Here is a 19,671-nt window from a genome sequence, read left to right on the forward strand (position 1 = left end):
CGAGAACGTGGAGGTATGACCGACAGGAGCCCGCCCCGGCAGGAAGATCTCCTCGAGAGCGCGAGCGACCGCCTCGCGGCGGACGAGATCACCCTCGCCGACAACGAGGAGATCTTGCAGGCGCTGAGCGAGTTGACGCCGATCTACGAGAACGAGCGGACGTACTTCGTCCTCGGAAACTACGATCGGGAGCCGATCCGCCGGCTGAACCTGGTCGTCGACAGGTTGAATCGACGGCCCGACGCCTACGCCTTCCGGATGGTCGACGTCCGCGGCGAGTGGGACAACGGCATCCAGAAGTTCTGTCTGGTCGCCGACCTCGTCAGTCACGTTGTCGGCGTCGCGGAGACAGATCCGAGCGATTTTTTGGTCGAACAGGGTCTGCTCGTCGGCACCGAGGAGTACTTTTCGAAGAGCTACGTGCTCAAACGCGAGTACGAAGCGGAGGAACACCCGTTCGGCTGGATGCAAGACGGCGTCTTCGACCTCCTAGAGGAGGAGGGGCGCCTCTATCGGTGGGAGACCGAGGCCGAGCTGGCCGAGGCGGTCGAACGGATCCCGTAATCGCCGCCGACTGGCGGTGTCGTAGACCCGTCAATCGGGTGGGTCACACCGATTGGCTAAACCGACACTCGGGACAGACGATCCGACCGCCCTCGATGAGGACGTGGCTCCGGCCACAGCGATTGCACGGCCCGCCGATCGAGACTCCCGTCGCGCGGGCGACGCCATCGAGCGTGTTCTGCAGTCGCTCGAGGCGAATTTCCGTCGTCTCGAGACGCCGTTCCATCCGATCGAGACGCGAAACGGGCGGGCGTGGCCGTCGACTGCTGGGTGAGGGTCGTGGGTCCATACTGTGGCTACGCCGCGGGTGGACAAAACCACGACCGTATGCCGTTCGTTCGGAGAGTGTCCGAATCCGACACGCGCCGTCGGCGAATGCGTCGATTTGTGTGATCGAACGACTCGAGCGACGGAGACGTTTTAACTGCTCCCGCGAATTGTTCGCTGTGAGTTCGACAGACGACCGGGAAGAGGAGGTGATCGACATCTTACTCGTCGAGCCGAACCCCGGCGATACGCGTCTCTTTACCGAAACGTTCGACGATGCGAAGCTCTTGAACGCTATCCACACCGTCTCCGATGGGGAATCCGCGCTGGATTTCGTCCACCAGCGTGACGAGCACGACGATTCACCGCGGCCGGACATCATCCTGCTCGAGCCACAGCTTCCGGGGAAAAGCGGGATGGACGTCCTCTCGGAACTCGACGGCGATCCCGCGCTGTGTGAAATTCCGCTCGTCGTCCTGACGAGTTCCGATGCGGGCGAGGAGATCGTCAAGTCCCACGGGCTCGAGGCGGACCACTATCTCCGGAAGCCGGTCGAACCGGAGGAGTTCGTCGAGTTCGTCCGATCGGTCGAGGAGTTCTGGGTGGCGATCGTCCGGAAGTCGTCGACGGAGCAACGTTAGCCCCGGGCCCGAACTCGTGGGCGGAGTCGTGCGGTGGGTTCCGAATTCGCCAGATAGTCGAGCGGGGGAGTGTGCCAGTCGCGAGCGCAGGATCCTCAGTACGGCGATCGGAGAGAGCCGCCTGGGGTCACTCGAGGGTGCCAAGCGTTGGTGAAGAGTTGGGTTCTGGTGGGGAGTCGGGTCACGATAGAACGGGTCGATTTCGTCGATGGTATCGAATCCTCGAGTGACTGCAGTTTCTGAGAGTGTTCGATGGCGGTTTCCATTGCTGATTGGAAGGGGTAGCTAACTCGCGGGAAGGGGTTCGGGCCAGCGGCAAGGTCTATCGAAAAATCGCAAGAGGGAGGTAGTTCAATAGGGTGCTGTAGCCCCTCTGGAGGGACTTGATTATCAGATGTGAAACCGACATCGGGTGAGTATTTTTCCGCGCCAATACACTAACGACTAATTATATATACCCGGATTACACTGGTTGGTACCAGCACCAAATCGATAGCAGGAAGGAAGCGCCGGGCGGGTTATGCTTACCCCCAATCCCCGGGCGCAGGCCGACGGTTCCACGTCGGCGCGCATAACCTTTCTGGCTGTCGTGGGGTGCAATGGAAACGAAATCACACGATAACCATGGACGCAACAAAAATCCGCGACAAGCTAGTTGGAAACGAGCAGGAACGGGCAGTATCGCCTGTCATCGGTGTTATTCTGATGGTTGCGATTACGGTCATTCTCGCGGCCGTCATCGCCGCATTCGTACTCGACCTCGGTGGCAGTGTGGGCCAGGAAGCACAAGCCGGTGTCTCGATCGACGTAGACGAGACTGAAGAGGAAGTCCAAGTTGAGATTACGTCGCTCGGTAACGCCGACCACGTTAACCTGACCAGTAGCGAGTTCGATAGCCCCGATGAAGACGACATCACGAATATGGTGGTTGGCAATACCGTTACACTAGAACATGACGTTGGTGGGACTGGATCTGATGATATTGAGGCCTCCGGTACTATCTCCGCTGTTGCAGTGATCAACGAGACGGAGACGGAGACGCAGGTCGCCTCCGAGGACTGGGACTTCTAAACCGCCCCGCACTTTTCGGTTTTATTTCACACCATGATTAGCTCACAGTATCGACACCGTGACCGGGGCGTGTCGCCAGTGATTGGCGTCATCCTCGTCATAGCTGTCACAGTGATCCTCGCGGCCGTCGTCGCAGGGTTCGTCCTCGACATCGGTAGCGACATCGAGGAAGAAGTGCAAGCGGGCGTCTCGATCACCGTCCAGCACGACCCGCAGTACATCGACGTCCAGGTGACGACGCTCGGGAACGCCGACCACATCAACATCACCGGCGAGCCGGCTGAGCACCTTGCACTGGGCGCTTCCATCGAGGAGGACGATCTCACCGAACTCGAGACGGGCGACAGCGTTCGAATCGAGGAAGACGACCTCGAGCCGGCCGGTCACGACGGAACCATCGTCGCAGTCGGGGTCGCGGGCGAACAGGAGACCCTGATCACGAGCGACGACTACGACTTTCGTTGATCGTTCTTCGCTTCTTTCCCGGACGGCGAGGGCAGTCGCCGTTCGAATATCACGACTCCGCTCGCTGTTGTAGCGAGGGGAGTTCGATTACCGACGATGTACAAGTAGTGCGATCACCAACGGTTTGCAGTCGGTCATAGCGGTACTTGAATCGGATATCGGGACGATGACGGTGTTGTAACCAAATGAAGAAAAACCGCAATACAGCGACGCCACAGGAACTGATTGTAACCGATTTCGAGGGGGCGAGTCTCACCGTCGAAACCGACCTCGAGTCACTATTTTTCCACGCCGATATACGAACGACTGATTATATATAGCCCCAATTTAGTGATTGGAATCAGCACCGGAGAGCCAGCAGGGAAGGCCGCCGAACGGTTGTTCTGACCCCCCACGGATGCCGACGACGTCACGTCGGCGCCCACGACCGTTCCGGGCGTTTGGGTGCGATGGAAACGGGATCACCAATGGATGCAACACAGATACGCGATAAGCTAGTTGGAACCGAGCAGGAACGTGCGGTATCGCCCGTTATCGGCGTCATTCTCATGGTCGCGATCACGGTTATTCTCGCGGCCGTCATCGCCGCATTCGTCCTCGACCTCGGCGGGAGCGTTGGCCAGGAAGCGCAGGCGGCGGTTTCGATCGACGTGAACCACGATACTGAGGCGGTTCACGTCGAAGTCACCTCGATGGGTAACGCCGATCACGTCAATCTCACCTCGAGTGACTGGGAGGCCGGTACCGAACCAGATAACGCCACACTCCTGACCGTCGGTGACGCCGTCTCCTACACCGAAGCGGACGACCTCGAGCCCGCCGGAACCGTCTCAGCGATCGCCGTGATCAACGAGTCCGAAACGGAGACCCAGGTCGGCTCGCAGGACTGGGAGTTCTAACGTCCTCCGGCGCTTTCTTCGCGCGCCGATCCCAGCCAGTACCGATGCCGTAGCCGGGACCGCTGGCTGGAGAGACGTCGAGAGACGAACGAATGCCCTCGAGACCACCGATTCCACACCGTCGTCAGAGCCAACCGAGATACGCACAATTTTCCCCGCCTGGGGAGCATTGATACGCCGAGAATCCCTTTTCTCGCGTAATGACCGCAACCGCTGCGATATTCGTCGCCATGCTCGCGGAGCTGTTCCCCAACGGGATCAGCCACTACGCGATCGGCGGACTGTTCGTCGGCCTCGGGGTCGCCGTGATCTACCTCGGCACCGGGATCCCCGCCGGCGCGAGTACCTTCCTCGAGTCGACGCTCTCGTACGGCTCGAATCTGTCGCGGTTCCAACAGTATCGCCCGTCTCGAGACTGGCGGGTCGTCTTCACGGTCGGGATCGTCGCCGGCGCGGCCGTCTACGCGCTCGCGTTTCAGGACGGCATCTGGACCACCGACGTCCAGTGGTGGCGGCTGTTCGCCGGCGGCGTCCTCATCGGAATCGGAACCCGCGTCGGTAAGGGCTGTACCTCCGGCCACGGCGTCTGTGGCGTCGGCTCCGTCTCGAATGCGTCGTTCGTCGGCGTCGCGACGTTCCTGTTGATCGCGATCGGCACCGCACAACTCGTCCAGGCCGTGGGGGTGATGCCATGAGCGCCGAACACGAGCAACACCCGCTGTTTCTCCCGCTCGTGTTCGTCGGCGGCCTGATCTTTGGCTTCGGCCTCGGATTTAGCCACATGGCCCAGCCCGAAGTCGTCCTGAGTTTCCTGCAGTTCCAGGACTTCGGCCTGCTGTTCGTCATGTTCGGTGCCGCCGTCGTGACCGGGATCACGTTCTTCGGCGTGAAACAGTTCCGAAGCGACGCACCGTTGACCGGCGCGGCCTACGGCCGACGGCTGAAGACCCTCGATAAAAACGTCGTCATCGGCGGCGGTGTCTTCGGCGTCGGCTGGGGCCTCTCGGGGATCTGTCCCGGCGCCGCCTACGCGAGCCTCGGGATTGGGAACTTCCCGATTCTCTACGGTATCGCCGGGATGTTCGTCGGCGCCTACATTCAGGGCTTTTGGCGCTCGACGCGCGCCGACAGTTCCTCGCCTGCGACCGCGGCTGACTGACTCGATTCGGGCGTCTAACCGGCTCTCGAGGCAACTGCCGAATTTCAGCCTACGTTACGGTGGTGTGACAACTGGCCACAATCCTGATTAACGTTCCTCGAAACCGATTCGTATGCCACAACGGGTCGTCTGTCCACACTGCGACGAATCGATTACCGTAGAGATCGATATGACCGTCACTCGGACGAGCAAATCGGTCGGATCGCTGAAAGAAGGGTTCGCCAAGTCGGCAAGTTGCTCGTCGTGTGGCGAGACGTTCAGTTGTAAAACGAAGTGGTGACCGGCGAACGTCTCGTGGGAAAATCAGTACGCAAATTGCCCTCGAGTGCGTAGTCGCGGGCACCTATGAGCGACGATCGGGAGCCGTCAGTCAACATCAGCGGCGGCGAATCCGGCGGTGGCGTCGCGGCCGAGTTCGATCCGGCGACCGCCGACACGCGAGCCGAACGGATCGTCGACCGGCTGGGCGAACGCTACTGGCAGAAAACGTACGGCGGCCGGGACGCCTTTCCCTGTCTCGTCCGGACGATTCTGAGTCAAAACACGAGCGACGTGGCGAGCCAGCCCGCCCACGACGCCCTGATCGAACGCTACGGGAACGAGCCCGCCGCGGCGAATCCATCTGGAGGGGGTAACGTCGACCTCGCGGCGGCACTTTCGAATGCCGAGCACGCCGACCTCGCGGAGACGATCAGCTCGGCCGGCCTCTACAACCAGAAGTCCGAGGTCATCATCGCAGCGGCCGAGTGGGTACTCGAGGAGTTCGGGTCGGCCCAGGCGTTCGACGCGTTCGTCAAGGACGAACCACCGACAGAGGTCCGCGAGACCCTCCTCTCGGTTTCGGGCGTCGGGCCGAAGACTGCCGACTGCGTCCTGCTATTTGCCGGCGGTCGGCCCGGCGTCTTTCCCGTCGACACGCACGTCCATCGAATCTACCGTCGGCTGGGAATCGCGCCGGCCGACGCCGACCACGAGGAGGTACGGGCCGTCCTCGAGCGCGAGGTGCCCGCCGAAAAGTGTGGTTTCGGCCACACGGCGTCGATCCAGTTCGGCCGCGAGTACTGTACTGCGCGAAACCCGGCGTGTCTCGAGGACCCAGACGCCTGTCCGATGGGTGACGTCTGCGAGCAGATCGGCGTCTACCCCGAGACGGGCGAGATCGTCGATCCGACCGACGTGTAGAGAAATATTTCGAGACAGAGTGGCGACATCAGATCGCCTGTTTAATCGACCGGGCTGTACTGTCCAGAACCTCCGAGTCGAGTCAAAATGTTCGTTATTACCTTACAGGCAAACACTGATCAGGTTGAAGTAATCACTATGCTTACCGCAAAGTTACCAAGGTTTTATCAACATCTGCTAATCATTCGATAGTATGATATTACAGAATAACCGACGTGATGGGGGAGAAACGGAATTCGATCGCAAACGGAGGTACAACAATGGGTAATAGAAATCGACCAGCGGGGGAGAGAAAGCAAGCGGAGGTGGCTGATTACGAGATAGGTCGACGAAAGATCTTACAAACGACCGCAGCAGGCCTCGTCGGAGTGGGAGCGATATCCGGAACAGCAAGCGCGGCCAACGGGGCGACGAATGCCAACACAAATGCCCCTCTCGTGTACGTTGGAAGCGGATCAGGCTACAACGCATTCGACGCGGCGACGGGAGATTACGAGTGGACGTATCCGACCGAGGGCAGCCCGTGGTCGTCACCGACCGTGGTCGACGGAGTCCTCTACGCTGGTGACAACGGCGACGACGATTCCGACGCGACACTCTATGCGGTCGACGCGGCGACCGGCGACGAAATCTGGACCTTTACCGATCCTGGTGACTGGGTGTTTTCGTCGCCGACCGTGGTCGACGGCACGGTCTACATCGGCGAGGGCGGCGGGACAGCGACGGAAGATTGGGACTACTCGGTGTTCGCAGTTGATGCAGACGATGGAGAGTTAGTATGGGCGTTCGACGACGTCGAAGACCAGGTCCAATCCTCGCCCCACGTTGTCGACGGCACAGTGTACGTCGGGTCCCACGACGGGGAGCTCTACGCGATTGACGCAGAAACGGGTGACGAAGAATGGTCGTACAATGTCGACGAGGGACGGATTTCATCGTCACCCGTTGTCGTTGATGACACCGTCTACGTCGGTGTAGAGCGGTCAGGTCTCCACGCGTTAGACGCCAATTCCGGGAACGAACTGTGGTCGGTTACGAAGGACATTTCTGGTGTTGCATCGTCTCCCACCGTGGTCGACGGGGTCGTCTACTTTGGGGAAGGAAACACTAGCACGCATCCCGGCGCATTATATGCTGTCGACGCAGCGACAGGGGACTACGAGTGGACGTTCACCGAACCTGACGCACCAGTAACCTCGTCCCCAACGGTCGTCAATGGAATCGTCTACGCCGGTGCAGGACACCACGGAAGAGAGGGAGATCTGTACGCCGTCGACGCAGCGACGGGCGATCTCGAGTGGAGGTTTACGAACCCTGAGAGTAGGCCGATCTGGTCGTCACCAACGGTGTACGACGGGATCGTTTACGTGAGCCTCGACGGCGGATCCTTGTACGCGCTGGACGCCGAGACGGGGGACGAAGAGTGGTCTACGGACAGCATCGGTTTTGTCATCCGATCGTCCCCGACAGTGGTAACTGACCCCGAAAACGGCCACAGCGTGGACTCTCGAGTCAGACTGGGAACGCTTGGCCATCACCACGAGTGGGCAGGTGAGGATCCTCACGACAGTGATAACGGCAGCGACGACGATGGTACCAACGATCAAGTCAATCAGGCGTACATCAATGGCCTCTCCGGTTCTGACGGCGAAATCGGTGGCCCCGAACTCGAGCAAGCGATTAGTGACTTCTTCGTTAGTGCCAAAGTCAACGGTCCAACGCTCGAAGCTGTGATCAAGGCGTTCTTTATCTGAACGACAGGCACCCGGTTATTTTTCGAGTTCGTCGAGAGGCTAGTCCAAATTTCATTGTACAGACAATCTCGAGGTTCAATTCGATCCTCGAGGAGTCGTTGAACCGATCTACTCACTGCTCGAATGAGCGGGAGTGCAAGACTCTCGACGAGTACTATAACGGCCGGGACGGACGATACGAATCTCGATGTCGAACGATCAGAGAAAGCGGAACGTCTCTAAGTTCTTCGGTGCGAACGTCCGCATGTTGTAGTCGTGATATAGCGCAGAGGAGAGGTCCTGCGTGGAGCGCTCGTCGCCGTGAACACAGAGGACCTTCTCGGGTCGGGGATTCATCGTCTTGACGAAGTTCTCGAGGCCGGCGCGGTCGGCGTGACCGGAGAAACCGTCGACTGTTTCGACGTTGACGTTGAGCTCGAGGGTGCCACGGCCGCCGCCGTTGCCCATTGCGCCGACTTCGCTGGTCGGGATTTCGTCCCAGCCGGTCTGGATGCGCCGACCGAGGGTTCCCTGAGCCTGGTAGCCGACGAACACGAGCGTCGAATCCGGGTCGGGGCCGATGTGAGAGAGCCAAGACATGATCGGACCGCCGGTGACCATCCCCGAGGTGGAGAGGATGATACACGGCTCGCCGTCGGCGACGTCCTGTCGTTCCTCCTCGCCGCCGTCGATGTGGTTGAACTCCTCTGCGAGGAACGGATTCTCGTCCTCGTGGAAGATTCGATCCCGGAGGTCGTCACGCAGGTACTCGGGATAGGTCGTGTGAATTGCGGTCGCCTCCCAGATCATGCCGTCTAAGTGAACCGGCATCGACGGGATGTCGCCGCTTCGCATCGCCTCCTCTAAGACGAGCATGATTTCCTGGGACCGACCGACCGCGAAGGCGGGGATCAGGACCTTTCCACCGTTGTCGTGGGTCTCGCGGATGACCTCCTTTAGTTTTTCCTCCGAGTCCTCCTGGTCGGTCTGGTAGTCGTTGCGACCGCCGTACGTCGACTCGAGGACGAGCGTCTCCACGCGCGGGAAGTCGTTGACTGCGCCGTTGAACAGGCGGGTGTCCTTGTAGTGGATGTCACCCGAGAAACAGACGTTGTAGAGGCCGTCGCCGATGTGGAAGTGTGAGACGGCCGAGCCGAGGATGTGACCCGCGTTGTGGAAGGTGAGTTTAACGTCCGGCGCGATGTCAGTGACGTCACCGTACTCGAGGGGGATGCAGTGTTTGATCGCCTCGCGGACCTGCTCGGAGTCGTACGGCGGCGAGCGTCCCTCCTTTGCGGCCACGTCGAGGTAGTCGAGGGTCAACAGCCCCATCAGGTCCCGGGTGGGTTCGGTACAGTAGATCGGCCCGTCGTAGCCGTACTTAAAGAGTAGCGGGATCAGGGCGGAGTGGTCCAGGTGGGCGTGCGTGAGGACGACTGCGTCGATGTTCTGGGGGCCGGCGCCCAGTGCCTCGGGTGCGTGGAGGTAGGGGACCTCGCCTTCCGCGCCGGGTTTGTCGCCACAATCGATGAGGATGCGGGTTTCGGGCGTCGAGAGGATAAACGAAGCGCGCCCGACTTCGCGACAGCACCCAAGTGTCGTGATGCGGACGTACTCGTCGTCGGACATCTCCTCGCGGTGGATCTGTCGGCCGACGCGCTCTAAGATGTCGCGGCGCTCGTCGCGTTCCTGTTTGAGAAAGCTCCGGACGTTCGAGACGGTCGAGGACTCGATCGGCGGCGTCCGGACGACCTCGGGCGTCCAGCCGACGTTTTTCGTGATATCACGAAGCGTCGAACCGTGGCGGCCGATCACCATGCCCGGTTTCTCGGCTTCGATGACGACTTCGCCGGTGTCGGCGTGGAAATCGAGGTCCGAAACGCCGGCCTCCTCGGGAACGACGTTCATGATCGCCTGCCGGGCTTCTTCCGGTCGGGAGAGAACGCTCGGATCCGGGCGGACGGTGATCCGCTTTCGGAGTTTGCTCGCGAGCTTTCGAATGAGATCACCCTGTTGGGCGAACTTCTTCGGGTCGCGCGTGTAAACGACCAGTTCGGGGCCTTCGTACTTCACCGAGGAGACCGAGATATCGTTCGGTAACTCGCTCGTGATCTCTGCTTGCAGATCGTCGAGTTGCTGCTCTACAGTGCTCATAATCGCCAGATTCGGCTTGCGTGAACTCGCCGACGGGGAACGATTCTTCGGGAGCACCGACTCGGAGAGACGACGCAGTACGTCTTCTCTTCCGGATCATCTGTGTAGCTCCGTGTCGTGACGAATACGTTCCCAGGTCGGTGTCCTGGTTCGTGCGGGAAGATTCCAGGGAGAACCCGCTTACCTGACGGTATTCCTCGCGTGGTATAAAAGCCTTCGCAAAGACCAGGAGACTCGAGGTCGAAAGCAACGTATGAAGCTGACACGAGAACGCGTCGTCGCCGAGCGCAACTGGGTTCGAGACCGCGCCGACGTCGTCGTTCCGATCGTAAACGCTGTCCGCGACGACCTGGGAGCGGTGTTCGAAACTGACGTCGACTCGGTGACTCAACTTCAGTACCGAAGGGAGGTCGATACCGTCTTTTCGGACGGTGATCTCGCGGTCAACGTCGCGGCGATGGTCGCCATCTTGCGCGAGCTCGACGTCGAGGGTGACTATCCGGGCTTCGTTGTCGACGAACTGCTCGGCCGCGAACTCGCCGCGACGATCGCCGGCACCCAACCGCTTCGAACGCTCGGCGAAGCGACGTTTCACTACACGGATCTTCAGGTACACGGCGAGCGGGACGAGAACGCGGGCGTCGACGACCTCGAGGCGGCCCTCGCCGCCGGGTTTCAGGAACGGATCCCCGGCTGGGACTGGACGGAACGCGAGAGCCCGTTCGGCGTCGATCCCGAGACGTAATCGGGAATCCCCGTTCGGCGTCGCTCGACGGAAAACGGTTACTCGTCGTCTTCACCGTCTCCGTCCATCTGTTCTTCGAGTTGCTCCTCGATTTCCTCGAGTTGGTCCTCGTCGATCTCCTCACCTTCCGGTTGGCCCTCGGGCTGTTGTTGTTGCTGTTGCTGGAGAACCTGATCGTAAAGGTCGGTTTGGCCGAGAACGGAGATCTCTCCGCTTCGGAGCGCGTCGATCAAGACGTCAGCCGAGCCATCGACGAGATAGAGGCCCGATCCTTCCTCGGTCTCCTCGATGCGGAGGTTGTCGTCGTCTTCCGAATCGACGCGCGCTTCGAACTCGTCGATCGCTTCTCCGTGGAGTTCGTTCTGCCGTTGGATCGCTTCCTGCTGGGAAAGTTCGCCGGACATAACGTCCTCTTGAAGCTCCTGCATATCGTCCATCTCGGGCTCAGCGATCGCGGTGAGTACGTCGTTTTGCTCACCGTCACCACCACCCGCATCCTGCTGGTCGTCTCCTGTGTCGGTATCGGTTTCACTCTCGATACTTTCGGTCTCTGGCGAACCGAGGTCGGAACAACCAGCTACGGACGCGATAGCGCCTGCTCCCGCGATCTGGAGCACTCGGCGGCGGTCGTGGAGGTTCGTCATGATGCACTAGCTCGCGGGACGGGGGACAGGTAAGCGTTTAGGTCTCGGTCGGCCCGCCGAACGAACCGGTCCGTGGTCTCCCACCCACGGGGGGACCCCGGCCGCGTCGTTTCATCCCGGTTCCCTTTTAGCCGACTGGTGGGTATTCCGTCACAGTGACGATCGACCGAGCATCCGTGACGACCTTCGAGGATCCCACCCTCGACACCGCTCGAGACGCGATTGCCGACGGGATCGACCGTGGCGCGCTCGTCACCGTCTTCGGACAGTGTACCGTCGACTACGAGGGGCGTGCCTCGAGTCGCCTCGAGGCGGGCGACCGTCACGTGATGTGCAAACCCGACGGTGCGACGCTGGTCCACACCGACGAAGGCCAGCAACCGGTCAACTGGCAACCACCGGGCTGTGACCACGGCGTTCGTCGCGTCGACGACGTGCTCGTCCTCGAGAGCGTCCGGTCGACCCCCGACGAACGATTACTCGTCCATTTTTGCGACGTTCTGCAGGTCTCGGCGTTCTCCGGCTCCGACGAGAACGAACTCACGGTGTCGGGCACCGAAGAAGACCTGCGCCAGCGGATCCTCGAGGAACCGGACCTGCTCGAGCCCGACTTCCGGCCGCTCGCGACCGAGCGCGACACGCCCGCCGGTGCCGTCGACATCTACGGTGAGGATGCGACGGGACGGGCTGTCGTCGTCGAACTCAAACGCCGTCGCGTCGGACCCGACGCCGTGAGCCAGCTTCGACGTTACGTCGACGCACTCGAGCGCGACCTCCACGCCGACGCCGCGGTCCGGGGAATCCTCGTTGCCCCCTCCGTCACCGACAGGGCCGATCGACTGCTCGCCGACCACGGCCTCGAGTTCGTCTCGCTCGAGCCGACACCTCGATAACTGCCAGTGACGTCGGTGGATGATACGTCGCAACCCATAGCTGTTTTATATCCGATCTTTTTTCTCCGGATAGATGCGACCGAGTGCCATGGGCCGTCGTTTCCGCGATGACATCTCGAGCGAACCGCCGCCCGTATCGCCAGTAGCCGACGACAGCGAGGGCGAATCCGCGCCGCTCGGCGTCAAGCTGTGCTGTGTAGTCGGCGTTCTCGTGGGGTTCGATCACGTACCGTTCGTCACGAACGCCCTCGCGACCGGACGGGTGAGTGCCCTCGTCACGTTCGTAGCCGTCGGTGCCTTCTACAGCAGTCTCCTCTATGGACTGTGGATGGTGCGCCACTGGGGCTGGGCCGGTTCGATGATGTGGTTTACGGTGATCGGTGCGTTCTCGGTGGCGACCATGCGGTACGGTCCCGCCATCGTCTGTTTCCTCCTGGTAGCGTATCTGAAAAACGTCGAACACGTGTTCAGAGACGCCCGCGGGTACAAGCGCTGATATCGACCGCTGGCCGTCCGTTCCGGACGACTCCTCGAGTATGCGACTACTCCTCGAGCATGCGTTTCAATCGATCGAGTTCCGTCAACGCCTCGACCGGCGTGAGGTGGCCCAGATCGAGTGCCCGTAGCTCCGCCGCGATATCGGTCGGGTCGTCACCACCGTCCGCCGTAGCTGGCGACGTGTCGGTTGCATCTGCGGGATCTCGGGGCGCGGACGCTCGTTCAGCTTCGTCGACCGCTCGAGCCGTCCCACCGATCCCGTTTGCCGCCTCATCGGCCAGTTCGCGCGATCGTTCGACGACCGTCTCGGGGACCCCCGCGACGGTCGCGACCTCGACCCCGTAGGAGCCGGTCGCCGAACCCGGGGCGATCTCGTGGTGAAAGACGACCTCGCCGTCGACCCCCTCGACCTCGAAGTGGAGCGTAAACGCCGCCTCGAGGTCCTCGGCGAGTTCCGTCAGCGGATGGTGGTGGGTCGCAAACAGCGTCGTCGCACCGACCTCGTCGTGGACGTGTTCGGTGATCGCTCGCGCGATGGCGAGGCCGTCAGCCGTCGACGTTCCTCGGCCGACCTCGTCGAGTAAGACCAGCGAGCGCTCGTCGGCCTCGCGCAGAATCGTCGCGAGTTCGTCCATCTCGACCATGAACGTCGAGCGTCCACCGGCGATATCGTCGCTCGCGCCGACGCGGGTGAAGATGCGTTCGACCGGCGTGACCCTGGCCGACCGGGCGGGGACGAAACTGCCGACCTGTGCGAGCAGGACGATCTGGGCCACCTGACGCATGTACGTCGACTTTCCGGACATGTTCGGGCCCGTGATGATCGCGAGCCGCTGATCGTCGGCGAAGCGCGCGTCGTTCGGCACGAACGATTCCTGCGTGCGCTCGACGACCGGGTGGCGACCGCCCTCGATATCGATCTCGAGGCCGGTTTCCCGGGCGGAATCCGCTTCGTCGTCTCCGTTGACGGTGCCAATCGGGTCCCGTTCGTTCGTCCGCTCCTCGCTTCCTCCGGTGTCGGCCGACTCGAGTATCTCCGGCCGACAGTAGTCGTACTCCGCGGCGGCGGTCGCGAGCGCGACGAACGCATCGAGGGTCGCGACCGCGTCGGCCAGCGCCTGGACGCGTTCGACTTCGTCGGCGACGTCGCGACGGAGTTCACAGAAGAGTTCGTACTCGCGTTCGTCCGCGCGCTCCTCGGCGCCGACGATCTCGTCCTCGCGGCGTTTCAGTTCCGGCGTGACGAACCGTTCGGAGTTTTTCAACGTCTGTCGGCGCTCGTAGTCGTCGGGGACCGACTCGAGGTTGGGGTTCGTCACCTCGATGTAGTAGCCGTGAACCGAGTTGTAGCCGACTTTCAGCGAGCCGATCCCGGTGCGCTCGCACTCGCGCGCTTCCAGGTCGTCGATCCACTGTTTGCCGTCCCGGGCGGTCGAGCGCAGGCCGTCGAGGTGCTCGTCGTAGCCGTCGGCGATAATGTCGCCCTCGGTGATCTCGATCGGCGGATCCGCGGCGATCGCGTCGTCGATCGCCTCGCGGACGTCGACCAGCGGATCGAGGTCCTCGTGAAGGCGCCGGAGCCGATCGCAGTCGGCGTCCGCGAGGCGCTCGCGAATCTCGGGAACGACTGCCAGGGTATCGCAAAGTGAGCGCAGATCGCGGGCGTTCGCCCGTTCGCGCGAGATCCGGCCGATCAGTCGCTCCAGGTCGTAGACGTCCCGGAGGCGGTCGTGGAGTTCCTCTCTGGTCTGTACCGCGCCGGTGAGTTCCTCGACGGCGTCGAGGCGCGACTCGATCCGGTCAGGCTCGAGCAACGGCCGACGGAGCCAGTCACGCAGTTTTCGGCCGCCGAGTGCGCTCGCGGTCTCGTCGAGTGCGCCGACGAGCGTCGCGTCCTCGCGGCCGTGGATGGTCCGCGGCTCGAACAGCTCGAGGCTCCGCAGGGCGACCGCGTCCAGCAGGAGGTACTCGCGGGGATCGTACCGCGTGAGGTGGGTCAGATACTCGAGGCGGTTGCGGTCGTCGGGGTCGGCTGGCTCGACGGTAGGTTCGGCGTCGTCGTTCCCGCCGCTTGCGGCGTGTTCCCCACCGCGGACGTACTCCGCGTACGCGAGGAGGGCGCCGCAGGCGCGGATTTCGGCGTCGTCTGCGAGCAGTCGGTCGGGGTGGCCGTAGTACCGCGAGAGGAGGTCGCCGGCGCGGTCACGGTCGAACGCCTCGCGGTCGAACGGGGTGACCATACACTCCTCGGGAAGGACCTCCCGTGGTGCGTCCGGGCCGAGGACGGCCTCCGCGGGATGAAAACGGCCGAGTTCGTCCGCGATGGCTTCGGTCGAACGTGAACTGGTCGCGAGGAAGTCGCCGGTCGAGACGTCGAGGACGGCGATCGCGAGGCGGTCGTCCTCGGCCGGCCGGTTCCTGTCGCAGCCCGTCGTTCCGTCGCCTCGAGCGAGCGCGGCGACGAAGTTGTTGTCGTCGCTCGAGAGGAGTTCGTCCTCCGTGAGCGTTCCGGGGGTGATCACGCGCGTGACCGCGCGGTCGACGACACCCGAGGTTTCGCCGGGCTCTTCGACTTGGTCTGCGACGGCAACCCGGTAGCCGGCCTCGAGTAGGGTCTCGATGTACGACTCGGCGTTGTCGATCGGGATGCCGGACATGGGGTACTCGCCGGTGCTGTCCTCGCGGCTAGTCAGGGCGATCTCGAGCAGGCGCGCGGTCCGCTCGGCGGCGCCACAGAACGTCTCGTAGAAGTCGCCGACCTGAAAGAGCACGAGCGCGTCGTCGTACCGGGCACAAAGGTCGTGGTACTGACGCATCATCGGCGTCAACTCGTCTCGTTTCTCGGCCATCTCCTCGGGAGGGCCAAGCGCCGGATCCATACCCGAATGCCGCCGCCGAATGCGGAAATAGCTTGCTGGATCACGCCGATGGACCGGCGTCCGATCGATCGGGGGTTTCCTTACCCAGTGTCCGTCTCGAAGTACAACTCGGCGTGGGCACCACAGCCCGGATTGAACGCCGCCCTGCAGGAGGGACATCGGTACTCCGCCTCGAGGTATTCGGGAACGGAGAACTCGCTCTCGCAGACGCCACAGCGCACCGACGGCTCGTCGAAACGGTCTCGAGGCCACGGCCGGGCCCGATGATCCGTCACCTCCTGATGGCACCGAAAACAGGGAACGTACGTCTCACAGCAAGCGAACTTGAAGGCGACGACGTCGCGGTCGGTGTGGTAGTGGGCACACCGCGTCGCCGAGTCGACGTCGACGCCGCGGATGGTCGGATCGGACACGTATTCGAGTTCGGGGAGCGCTGGCTTCGGCGTTGTGGTCCGGACGATCGGCCCAGAAGCGCACTGCGCCGGAGACCTGACGGGGCGACGGAAAGTACCATAACGATCGCATCCGTTCGTGGTGATATGAGTTCTCCCGAGAGGGTCACCGTCGAAGACGTAATGTCGACGCCACTCGAGACGATTTCGTCGGATGCCACCGTCATGGAAGCCACCCAGCGGATGCGCGAGAAAGACATCAACGCGCTGGTCGTTCAGACGACGCCTCGAGCGATAATCAGCAGTACGGACGTGCTCGATGCCGTCGCCGACGGACGGAACGTCTCGGACCTCGAGGTCGGCGACGTGATGACGACCGACGTCGAGACCGCCACCCCGGATCTCTACATGGAGGAAGTCGCCGCGATGATGACCACCTACGGGATCAAACACTTGCCGGTCGTCGACGACGACTACGTCGGGATGGTCTCCTCGACCGACGTTACGGCTCACCTCTCCTAACAGTCGGGAGAGCGAGATACCGCCACCTCCTACGCTTCGCTGTTCGCCGGCCTCGAGGAGTCGTCACTGGTACGGTCCGGTGTCCGTCAGTTCTGGCGAAACTACGCCTCAGATGCGGTCGTGCGGTAAATCGGTACAGCAAACCGCATGAACCGCCTCGTCTGAAACCATCCGCCGGAACCGACGCGAGGACGCTACTCGAATGCGGTCGTATCTCCGCGACGGTAGCGATCGAGTCGCCGGTAGCCGTGGACGGTCGCGCCGTCGTCGAGTTCGACCTCGTAGCGGCCGATGATGTCCTGGGTGTCGGGAACCGACCGTCGTTCGACGACTTCGACGGTCGCGAGCCAGCCGTCGTCGGTCGGAACGATCTCGCTGACCGCGTCGAACTCCCGGCCGATGAGGTCGCCCGCACTCGACTGGACGGTCCGTCGAACGGCGAGGACGCCCTCGATCTTCTCGTCTGCATCGACGTCCTCGGCGTCGATCGAGTCGGGATCCGTCTTCTCCTCGGCGGTCATGTCGGCGCCGAGTTCCCGGCTTCGACTGTCACCTTCGGTCTCTGAACCTTGCTGTTCCTGTTCGCCTTCGTCGACTGTTTGACTATCACTCACGGTCGGATCACTCTCGTCGTGTTGGTAGCAAAAGCCGTCATCGGTGGCCGGCCGCGAACAGCGCTCGCCGTCCGCTGTGAGCGCCTTGCACTGGTCGGTCGATCCCTGGGTGTCGGCTTCTGCCATGGCTAAACGTTAGATTGTGTCGTCGATGCTCGCTCGTAGCTCCTCGATGTCGTCGTCTGTCCCGGCGATCTTCGGCGCGAGGACGTCCGTGAAGACGTCCGTCAATAGCTCGTCGTCTCCCGTTCCATCGTCGCCGTCGAATACCGTCATCCCCTTCGCCGCGGTGATCGCCGCCCGCGTTCCGACGACGATCTCGAGGTCGTCGCGAAGCGCTCGTGTGGTCTCGACGATCGCGTCGACGTCGTCGGCCAGAAGGTCGACGTGCGAGGCGACAATTTCGCGTTCGGTCTCCTCGTCGTAGTACTCGACGTGAACGCCGACGAACCGGTCGAGCAACGCGTCCTGTTGGTCGTGGACGCCCGCGTACTCGACGTCGTTGGACGTGACGATCGCCCGGAACTCGGGGTGGACGTCGATCGATCGACCCTCGCCGCGTTTGCCCGGTCGCTCGAGGACGCCCTCCTCGAACACAGACAACAGGACGTTGTGTGCCGCCGGGTCGCTACGCGAGAACTCGTTGTAGACGAGCGTCGCACCCTCTCGAACCGCCACGGAGAGGGGGTTGTCGACCCAGCGTTCGCGGACGATTTCGGTCTGCTTGCTGACGCCGCCGACGAAGCGGTCGTCCTCTTTGTATCGTTCGCCGCCGGCGTGGTCGCCGACGAGCGCCGCCGTATCGACGGCCTCGTCGCCGTTGAGCCACACGACCGGTCGACCGCGTTCGGCCGCCACAGACAGCGCGAGCGCCGTCTTGCCACAGCCCGTCGGGCCGAGCAGGTGGACCGGCTGATCCGCCTCGAGCCAGCCACCGATCCGATCCCGAAGCGACGTGACCGCGTCGGTCTCGACGAACGGCTCCGGGACGACCGTTTCCGGGTCGGCGAGCGGACTGTCGCCGTTTCGATCGCCGACGCTCGCGGCCCGTCGTGTGAGCTCTTTTTTCGCTCGACGTCCCGACTTTTGCTCGCGATCGGACCTGATCTTTCGACCGCGAACCGTCCGCTTGCGCGAGGAGTCGTCCGCCATCGGGGTTACTCTGAGGCGGACTGGGGTGAGGATTCGGGTCGGCGCTCGACCTCGAGTTCCTCGAGTTCCTCGAGTTCGCCCTCGGCGGTGGCTTGCTCAATTTTTGCGATCTCCTCCGCGTAGTGGAGGAAGGTGTCGACGCTCGCGACGACGACCCGTGCTTCGACCGTCAGGAGTTCGATCCCGACGACGGAGACGCGAGCCCAGATGTCGATAACGACGCCCTTGTCCAGGATTCGGTCGAGTACTTCCGCGAGACTCGAGGAATCTGGTCTGCGCTGTGGTTGTGCCATGAGACGTGCGATCGTTCACGACCTGCTCGTAACACGGCTTGCACTGCGACTGCAAGCCGATTGCACTCCGACGACGAGCCGGTCACCCGCGCTTTTCTCACTACGAGCCGGGTCGCCCGCACTCTGTCAGTTCGACCGTGATTCACCCGGCCGGATTCCGTCGAATGCCACCTCGAGTTCGGGATTCAGGTTCGACTCCAATCGAGGTCCGGCCCGGCTCCAGTCGACCCGGCTCCAATCGAGATCCAAACCCGACCCACGTTCGCACTCGAGTACCGTACGAAAGGGACCCGAGATCTGCCTGCACCAGTTTTAGTCCGACCCGCGTCGTATCGGTGGTATGAGCGATCGGACGCCGGCCGACGGAACGTCGCCGACAGCACAGCGAACGGCCGGACTCGCCGCCGGACTCGGCTTTCTGCTCTTGATCTCGGGCGTGTTCTTTACCGGCTCCGGGTGGATCATCCTCAACAACGTGATCGTCGGTGCGATCGTCGCGATCGCGGCGGCGTACACCGCGGCGGTTCCGTCTGGTGGGCGACTCCCGCGTTTCGCCGCTCCGGCCGTCGTCGTCCTGGCGGGGTTGTGGGCGATCGCCTCCCCGTTCGTCCTCGGCGTCGGGCAGGGGCTGTTGTTCTGGGCCACCGTCGTTCTCGGCGTGCTCGTCGCTGTGCTCGCGATGGTAAGCATCTACGGCTCGAGCCAGGAAGCGGGGCAAACGACCGCGGACGTCTCCTCGTGAGACGGTCCGGGGAGACCGATCGACGGTCGTCGGCCGCCGTTTCGTGATCGAACGAGACCAATCGGTTCACGACCGGACGGTGGCTGTCGTGTTGCGATCGACCGTTGCCCGTCGGTTCGCGATCGACCGGGACGGACTCATAGCAGTCCGTACGAGAGCCTC

22 protein-coding genes are annotated in these 19,671 nt (G+C 62.5%); 14 read left to right on the forward strand and 8 right to left on the reverse strand.

All coding sequences use genetic code 11. From position 1 onward, the window contains the following. Positions 1-15: 15 nt before the first annotated feature. Positions 16-564: a DUF8170 family protein gene (locus AB7C87_RS11510; protein WP_369729608.1), complete on the forward strand. Its 549-nt coding sequence runs from the start codon at positions 16-18 to the stop codon at positions 562-564. Positions 565-607: 43 nt separating this feature from the next. Here the strand turns inward: AB7C87_RS11510 and AB7C87_RS11515 are convergent, their stop codons facing one another. Then, complete coding sequence (locus AB7C87_RS11515) at positions 608-853, reverse strand: hypothetical protein (protein ID WP_369729609.1); 246 nt, start codon at positions 851-853, stop codon at positions 608-610. Between the two features lie 157 nt (positions 854-1,010). Between AB7C87_RS11515 and AB7C87_RS11520 the strand changes: the two genes are divergently transcribed. The 8 genes from AB7C87_RS11520 to AB7C87_RS11555 all read left to right on the forward strand — a co-directional run bounded on the left by AB7C87_RS11520 (position 1,011) and on the right by AB7C87_RS11555 (position 8,002). Beyond that, positions 1,011-1,472 (forward strand): response regulator, encoded by a 462-nt coding sequence (locus AB7C87_RS11520; protein ID WP_369729610.1) that lies wholly within the window; start codon positions 1,011-1,013, stop codon positions 1,470-1,472. A gap of 624 nt (positions 1,473-2,096) precedes the next feature. Continuing rightward, complete coding sequence (locus AB7C87_RS11525) at positions 2,097-2,543, forward strand: type IV pilin domain-containing protein (protein ID WP_369729611.1); 447 nt, start codon at positions 2,097-2,099, stop codon at positions 2,541-2,543. 69 nt (positions 2,544-2,612) lie between these two features. After that, positions 2,613-3,008, forward strand: coding sequence for a type IV pilin domain-containing protein (locus AB7C87_RS11530; RefSeq protein WP_369729612.1), 396 nt, complete (start codon positions 2,613-2,615; stop codon positions 3,006-3,008). A 467-nt stretch (positions 3,009-3,475) separates the two neighbouring features. After that, positions 3,476-3,907 (forward strand): type IV pilin domain-containing protein, encoded by a 432-nt coding sequence (locus AB7C87_RS11535; RefSeq protein ID WP_369729613.1) that lies wholly within the window; start codon positions 3,476-3,478, stop codon positions 3,905-3,907. Between the two features lie 200 nt (positions 3,908-4,107). Beyond that, entirely contained in the window at positions 4,108-4,602 is a 495-nt protein-coding gene (locus AB7C87_RS11540) for a YeeE/YedE family protein (protein ID WP_369729614.1), read from the forward strand. Next, positions 4,599-5,066, forward strand: coding sequence for a DUF6691 family protein (locus AB7C87_RS11545; protein WP_369729615.1), 468 nt, complete (start codon positions 4,599-4,601; stop codon positions 5,064-5,066). The genes AB7C87_RS11540 and AB7C87_RS11545 overlap by 4 nt, the downstream gene beginning before the upstream one ends. 345 nt (positions 5,067-5,411) lie before the next feature. Further along, positions 5,412-6,248, forward strand: a complete 837-nt coding sequence (locus AB7C87_RS11550) for an endonuclease III domain-containing protein (RefSeq protein WP_369729616.1) — start codon at positions 5,412-5,414, stop codon at positions 6,246-6,248. A gap of 260 nt (positions 6,249-6,508) precedes the next feature. Continuing rightward, a complete protein-coding gene (locus AB7C87_RS11555) occupies positions 6,509-8,002 on the forward strand; it encodes an outer membrane protein assembly factor BamB family protein (RefSeq protein WP_369729617.1) in 1,494 nt (497 codons plus the stop codon). A 198-nt stretch (positions 8,003-8,200) separates the two neighbouring features. On the opposite strand, the gene AB7C87_RS11560 is transcribed toward AB7C87_RS11555, so the two are convergent. Continuing rightward, complete coding sequence (locus AB7C87_RS11560) at positions 8,201-10,135, reverse strand: beta-CASP ribonuclease aCPSF1 (protein ID WP_369729618.1); 1,935 nt, start codon at positions 10,133-10,135, stop codon at positions 8,201-8,203. Between the two features lie 253 nt (positions 10,136-10,388). On the opposite strand from AB7C87_RS11560, the gene AB7C87_RS11565 reads away from it, so the two are divergent. Then, positions 10,389-10,880 (forward strand): DUF7984 family protein, encoded by a 492-nt coding sequence (locus tag AB7C87_RS11565; RefSeq protein WP_369729619.1) that lies wholly within the window; start codon positions 10,389-10,391, stop codon positions 10,878-10,880. Between the two features lie 38 nt (positions 10,881-10,918). Here AB7C87_RS11565 and AB7C87_RS11570 read toward each other — a convergent pair whose 3' ends face one another. Further along, entirely contained in the window at positions 10,919-11,524 is a 606-nt protein-coding gene (locus AB7C87_RS11570; protein ID WP_369729620.1) for a hypothetical protein, read from the reverse strand. 155 nt (positions 11,525-11,679) lie between these two features. Between AB7C87_RS11570 and nucS the strand changes: the two genes are divergently transcribed. Together nucS and AB7C87_RS11580 are read left to right on the forward strand one after the other, a co-directional pair. Then, positions 11,680-12,417: an endonuclease NucS gene (gene nucS / locus AB7C87_RS11575; protein WP_369729621.1), complete on the forward strand. Its 738-nt coding sequence runs from the start codon at positions 11,680-11,682 to the stop codon at positions 12,415-12,417. 88 nt (positions 12,418-12,505) lie between these two features. Then, positions 12,506-12,913, forward strand: coding sequence for a hypothetical protein (locus tag AB7C87_RS11580; RefSeq protein ID WP_369729622.1), 408 nt, complete (start codon positions 12,506-12,508; stop codon positions 12,911-12,913). 46 nt (positions 12,914-12,959) lie between these two features. Here the strand turns inward: AB7C87_RS11580 and mutS are convergent, their stop codons facing one another. Together mutS and AB7C87_RS11590 are read right to left on the reverse strand one after the other, a co-directional pair. Then, the gene (gene mutS / locus AB7C87_RS11585; RefSeq protein WP_369729623.1) at positions 12,960-15,794 is read right to left on the reverse strand and encodes a DNA mismatch repair protein MutS; all 2,835 of its coding nucleotides are present in this window, start codon (positions 15,792-15,794) and stop codon (positions 12,960-12,962) included. Positions 15,795-15,874: 80 nt separating this feature from the next. Continuing rightward, positions 15,875-16,207, reverse strand: a complete 333-nt coding sequence (locus AB7C87_RS11590) for a CHY zinc finger protein (protein ID WP_369729624.1) — start codon at positions 16,205-16,207, stop codon at positions 15,875-15,877. 126 nt (positions 16,208-16,333) lie between these two features. Between AB7C87_RS11590 and AB7C87_RS11595 the strand changes: the two genes are divergently transcribed. After that, positions 16,334-16,708 (forward strand): CBS domain-containing protein, encoded by a 375-nt coding sequence (locus tag AB7C87_RS11595; protein ID WP_369729625.1) that lies wholly within the window; start codon positions 16,334-16,336, stop codon positions 16,706-16,708. A 194-nt stretch (positions 16,709-16,902) separates the two neighbouring features. Here the strand turns inward: AB7C87_RS11595 and gvpO are convergent, their stop codons facing one another. Genes gvpO through gvpA form a run of 3 tightly spaced genes read right to left on the reverse strand, consistent with a single transcriptional unit; the run spans position 16,903 to position 18,767 of the window. Further along, a complete protein-coding gene (gene gvpO / locus AB7C87_RS11600; RefSeq protein ID WP_369729626.1) occupies positions 16,903-17,448 on the reverse strand; it encodes a gas vesicle protein GvpO, halophile-type in 546 nt (181 codons plus the stop codon). 9 nt (positions 17,449-17,457) lie between these two features. Beyond that, entirely contained in the window at positions 17,458-18,474 is a 1,017-nt protein-coding gene (gvpN, locus tag AB7C87_RS11605) for a gas vesicle protein GvpN (protein WP_369729627.1), read from the reverse strand. 5 nt (positions 18,475-18,479) lie between these two features. Further along, on the reverse strand, positions 18,480-18,767 hold the full coding sequence (gene gvpA / locus AB7C87_RS11610; protein WP_149081285.1) for a gas vesicle protein GvpA: 288 nt from the start codon (positions 18,765-18,767) through the stop codon (positions 18,480-18,482). A 340-nt stretch (positions 18,768-19,107) separates the two neighbouring features. Between gvpA and AB7C87_RS11615 the strand changes: the two genes are divergently transcribed. Beyond that, positions 19,108-19,509 carry an SPW repeat domain-containing protein gene (locus AB7C87_RS11615; RefSeq protein WP_369729628.1) on the forward strand — a complete coding sequence of 134 codons (402 nt, stop codon included), beginning with the start codon at positions 19,108-19,110 and terminating at the stop codon, positions 19,507-19,509. Positions 19,510-19,671 lie beyond the last annotated feature (162 nt).

Source organism: Natrarchaeobius versutus (assembly GCF_041205745.1).
GTDB lineage: Archaea > Halobacteriota > Halobacteria > Halobacteriales > Natrialbaceae > Natrarchaeobius > Natrarchaeobius versutus.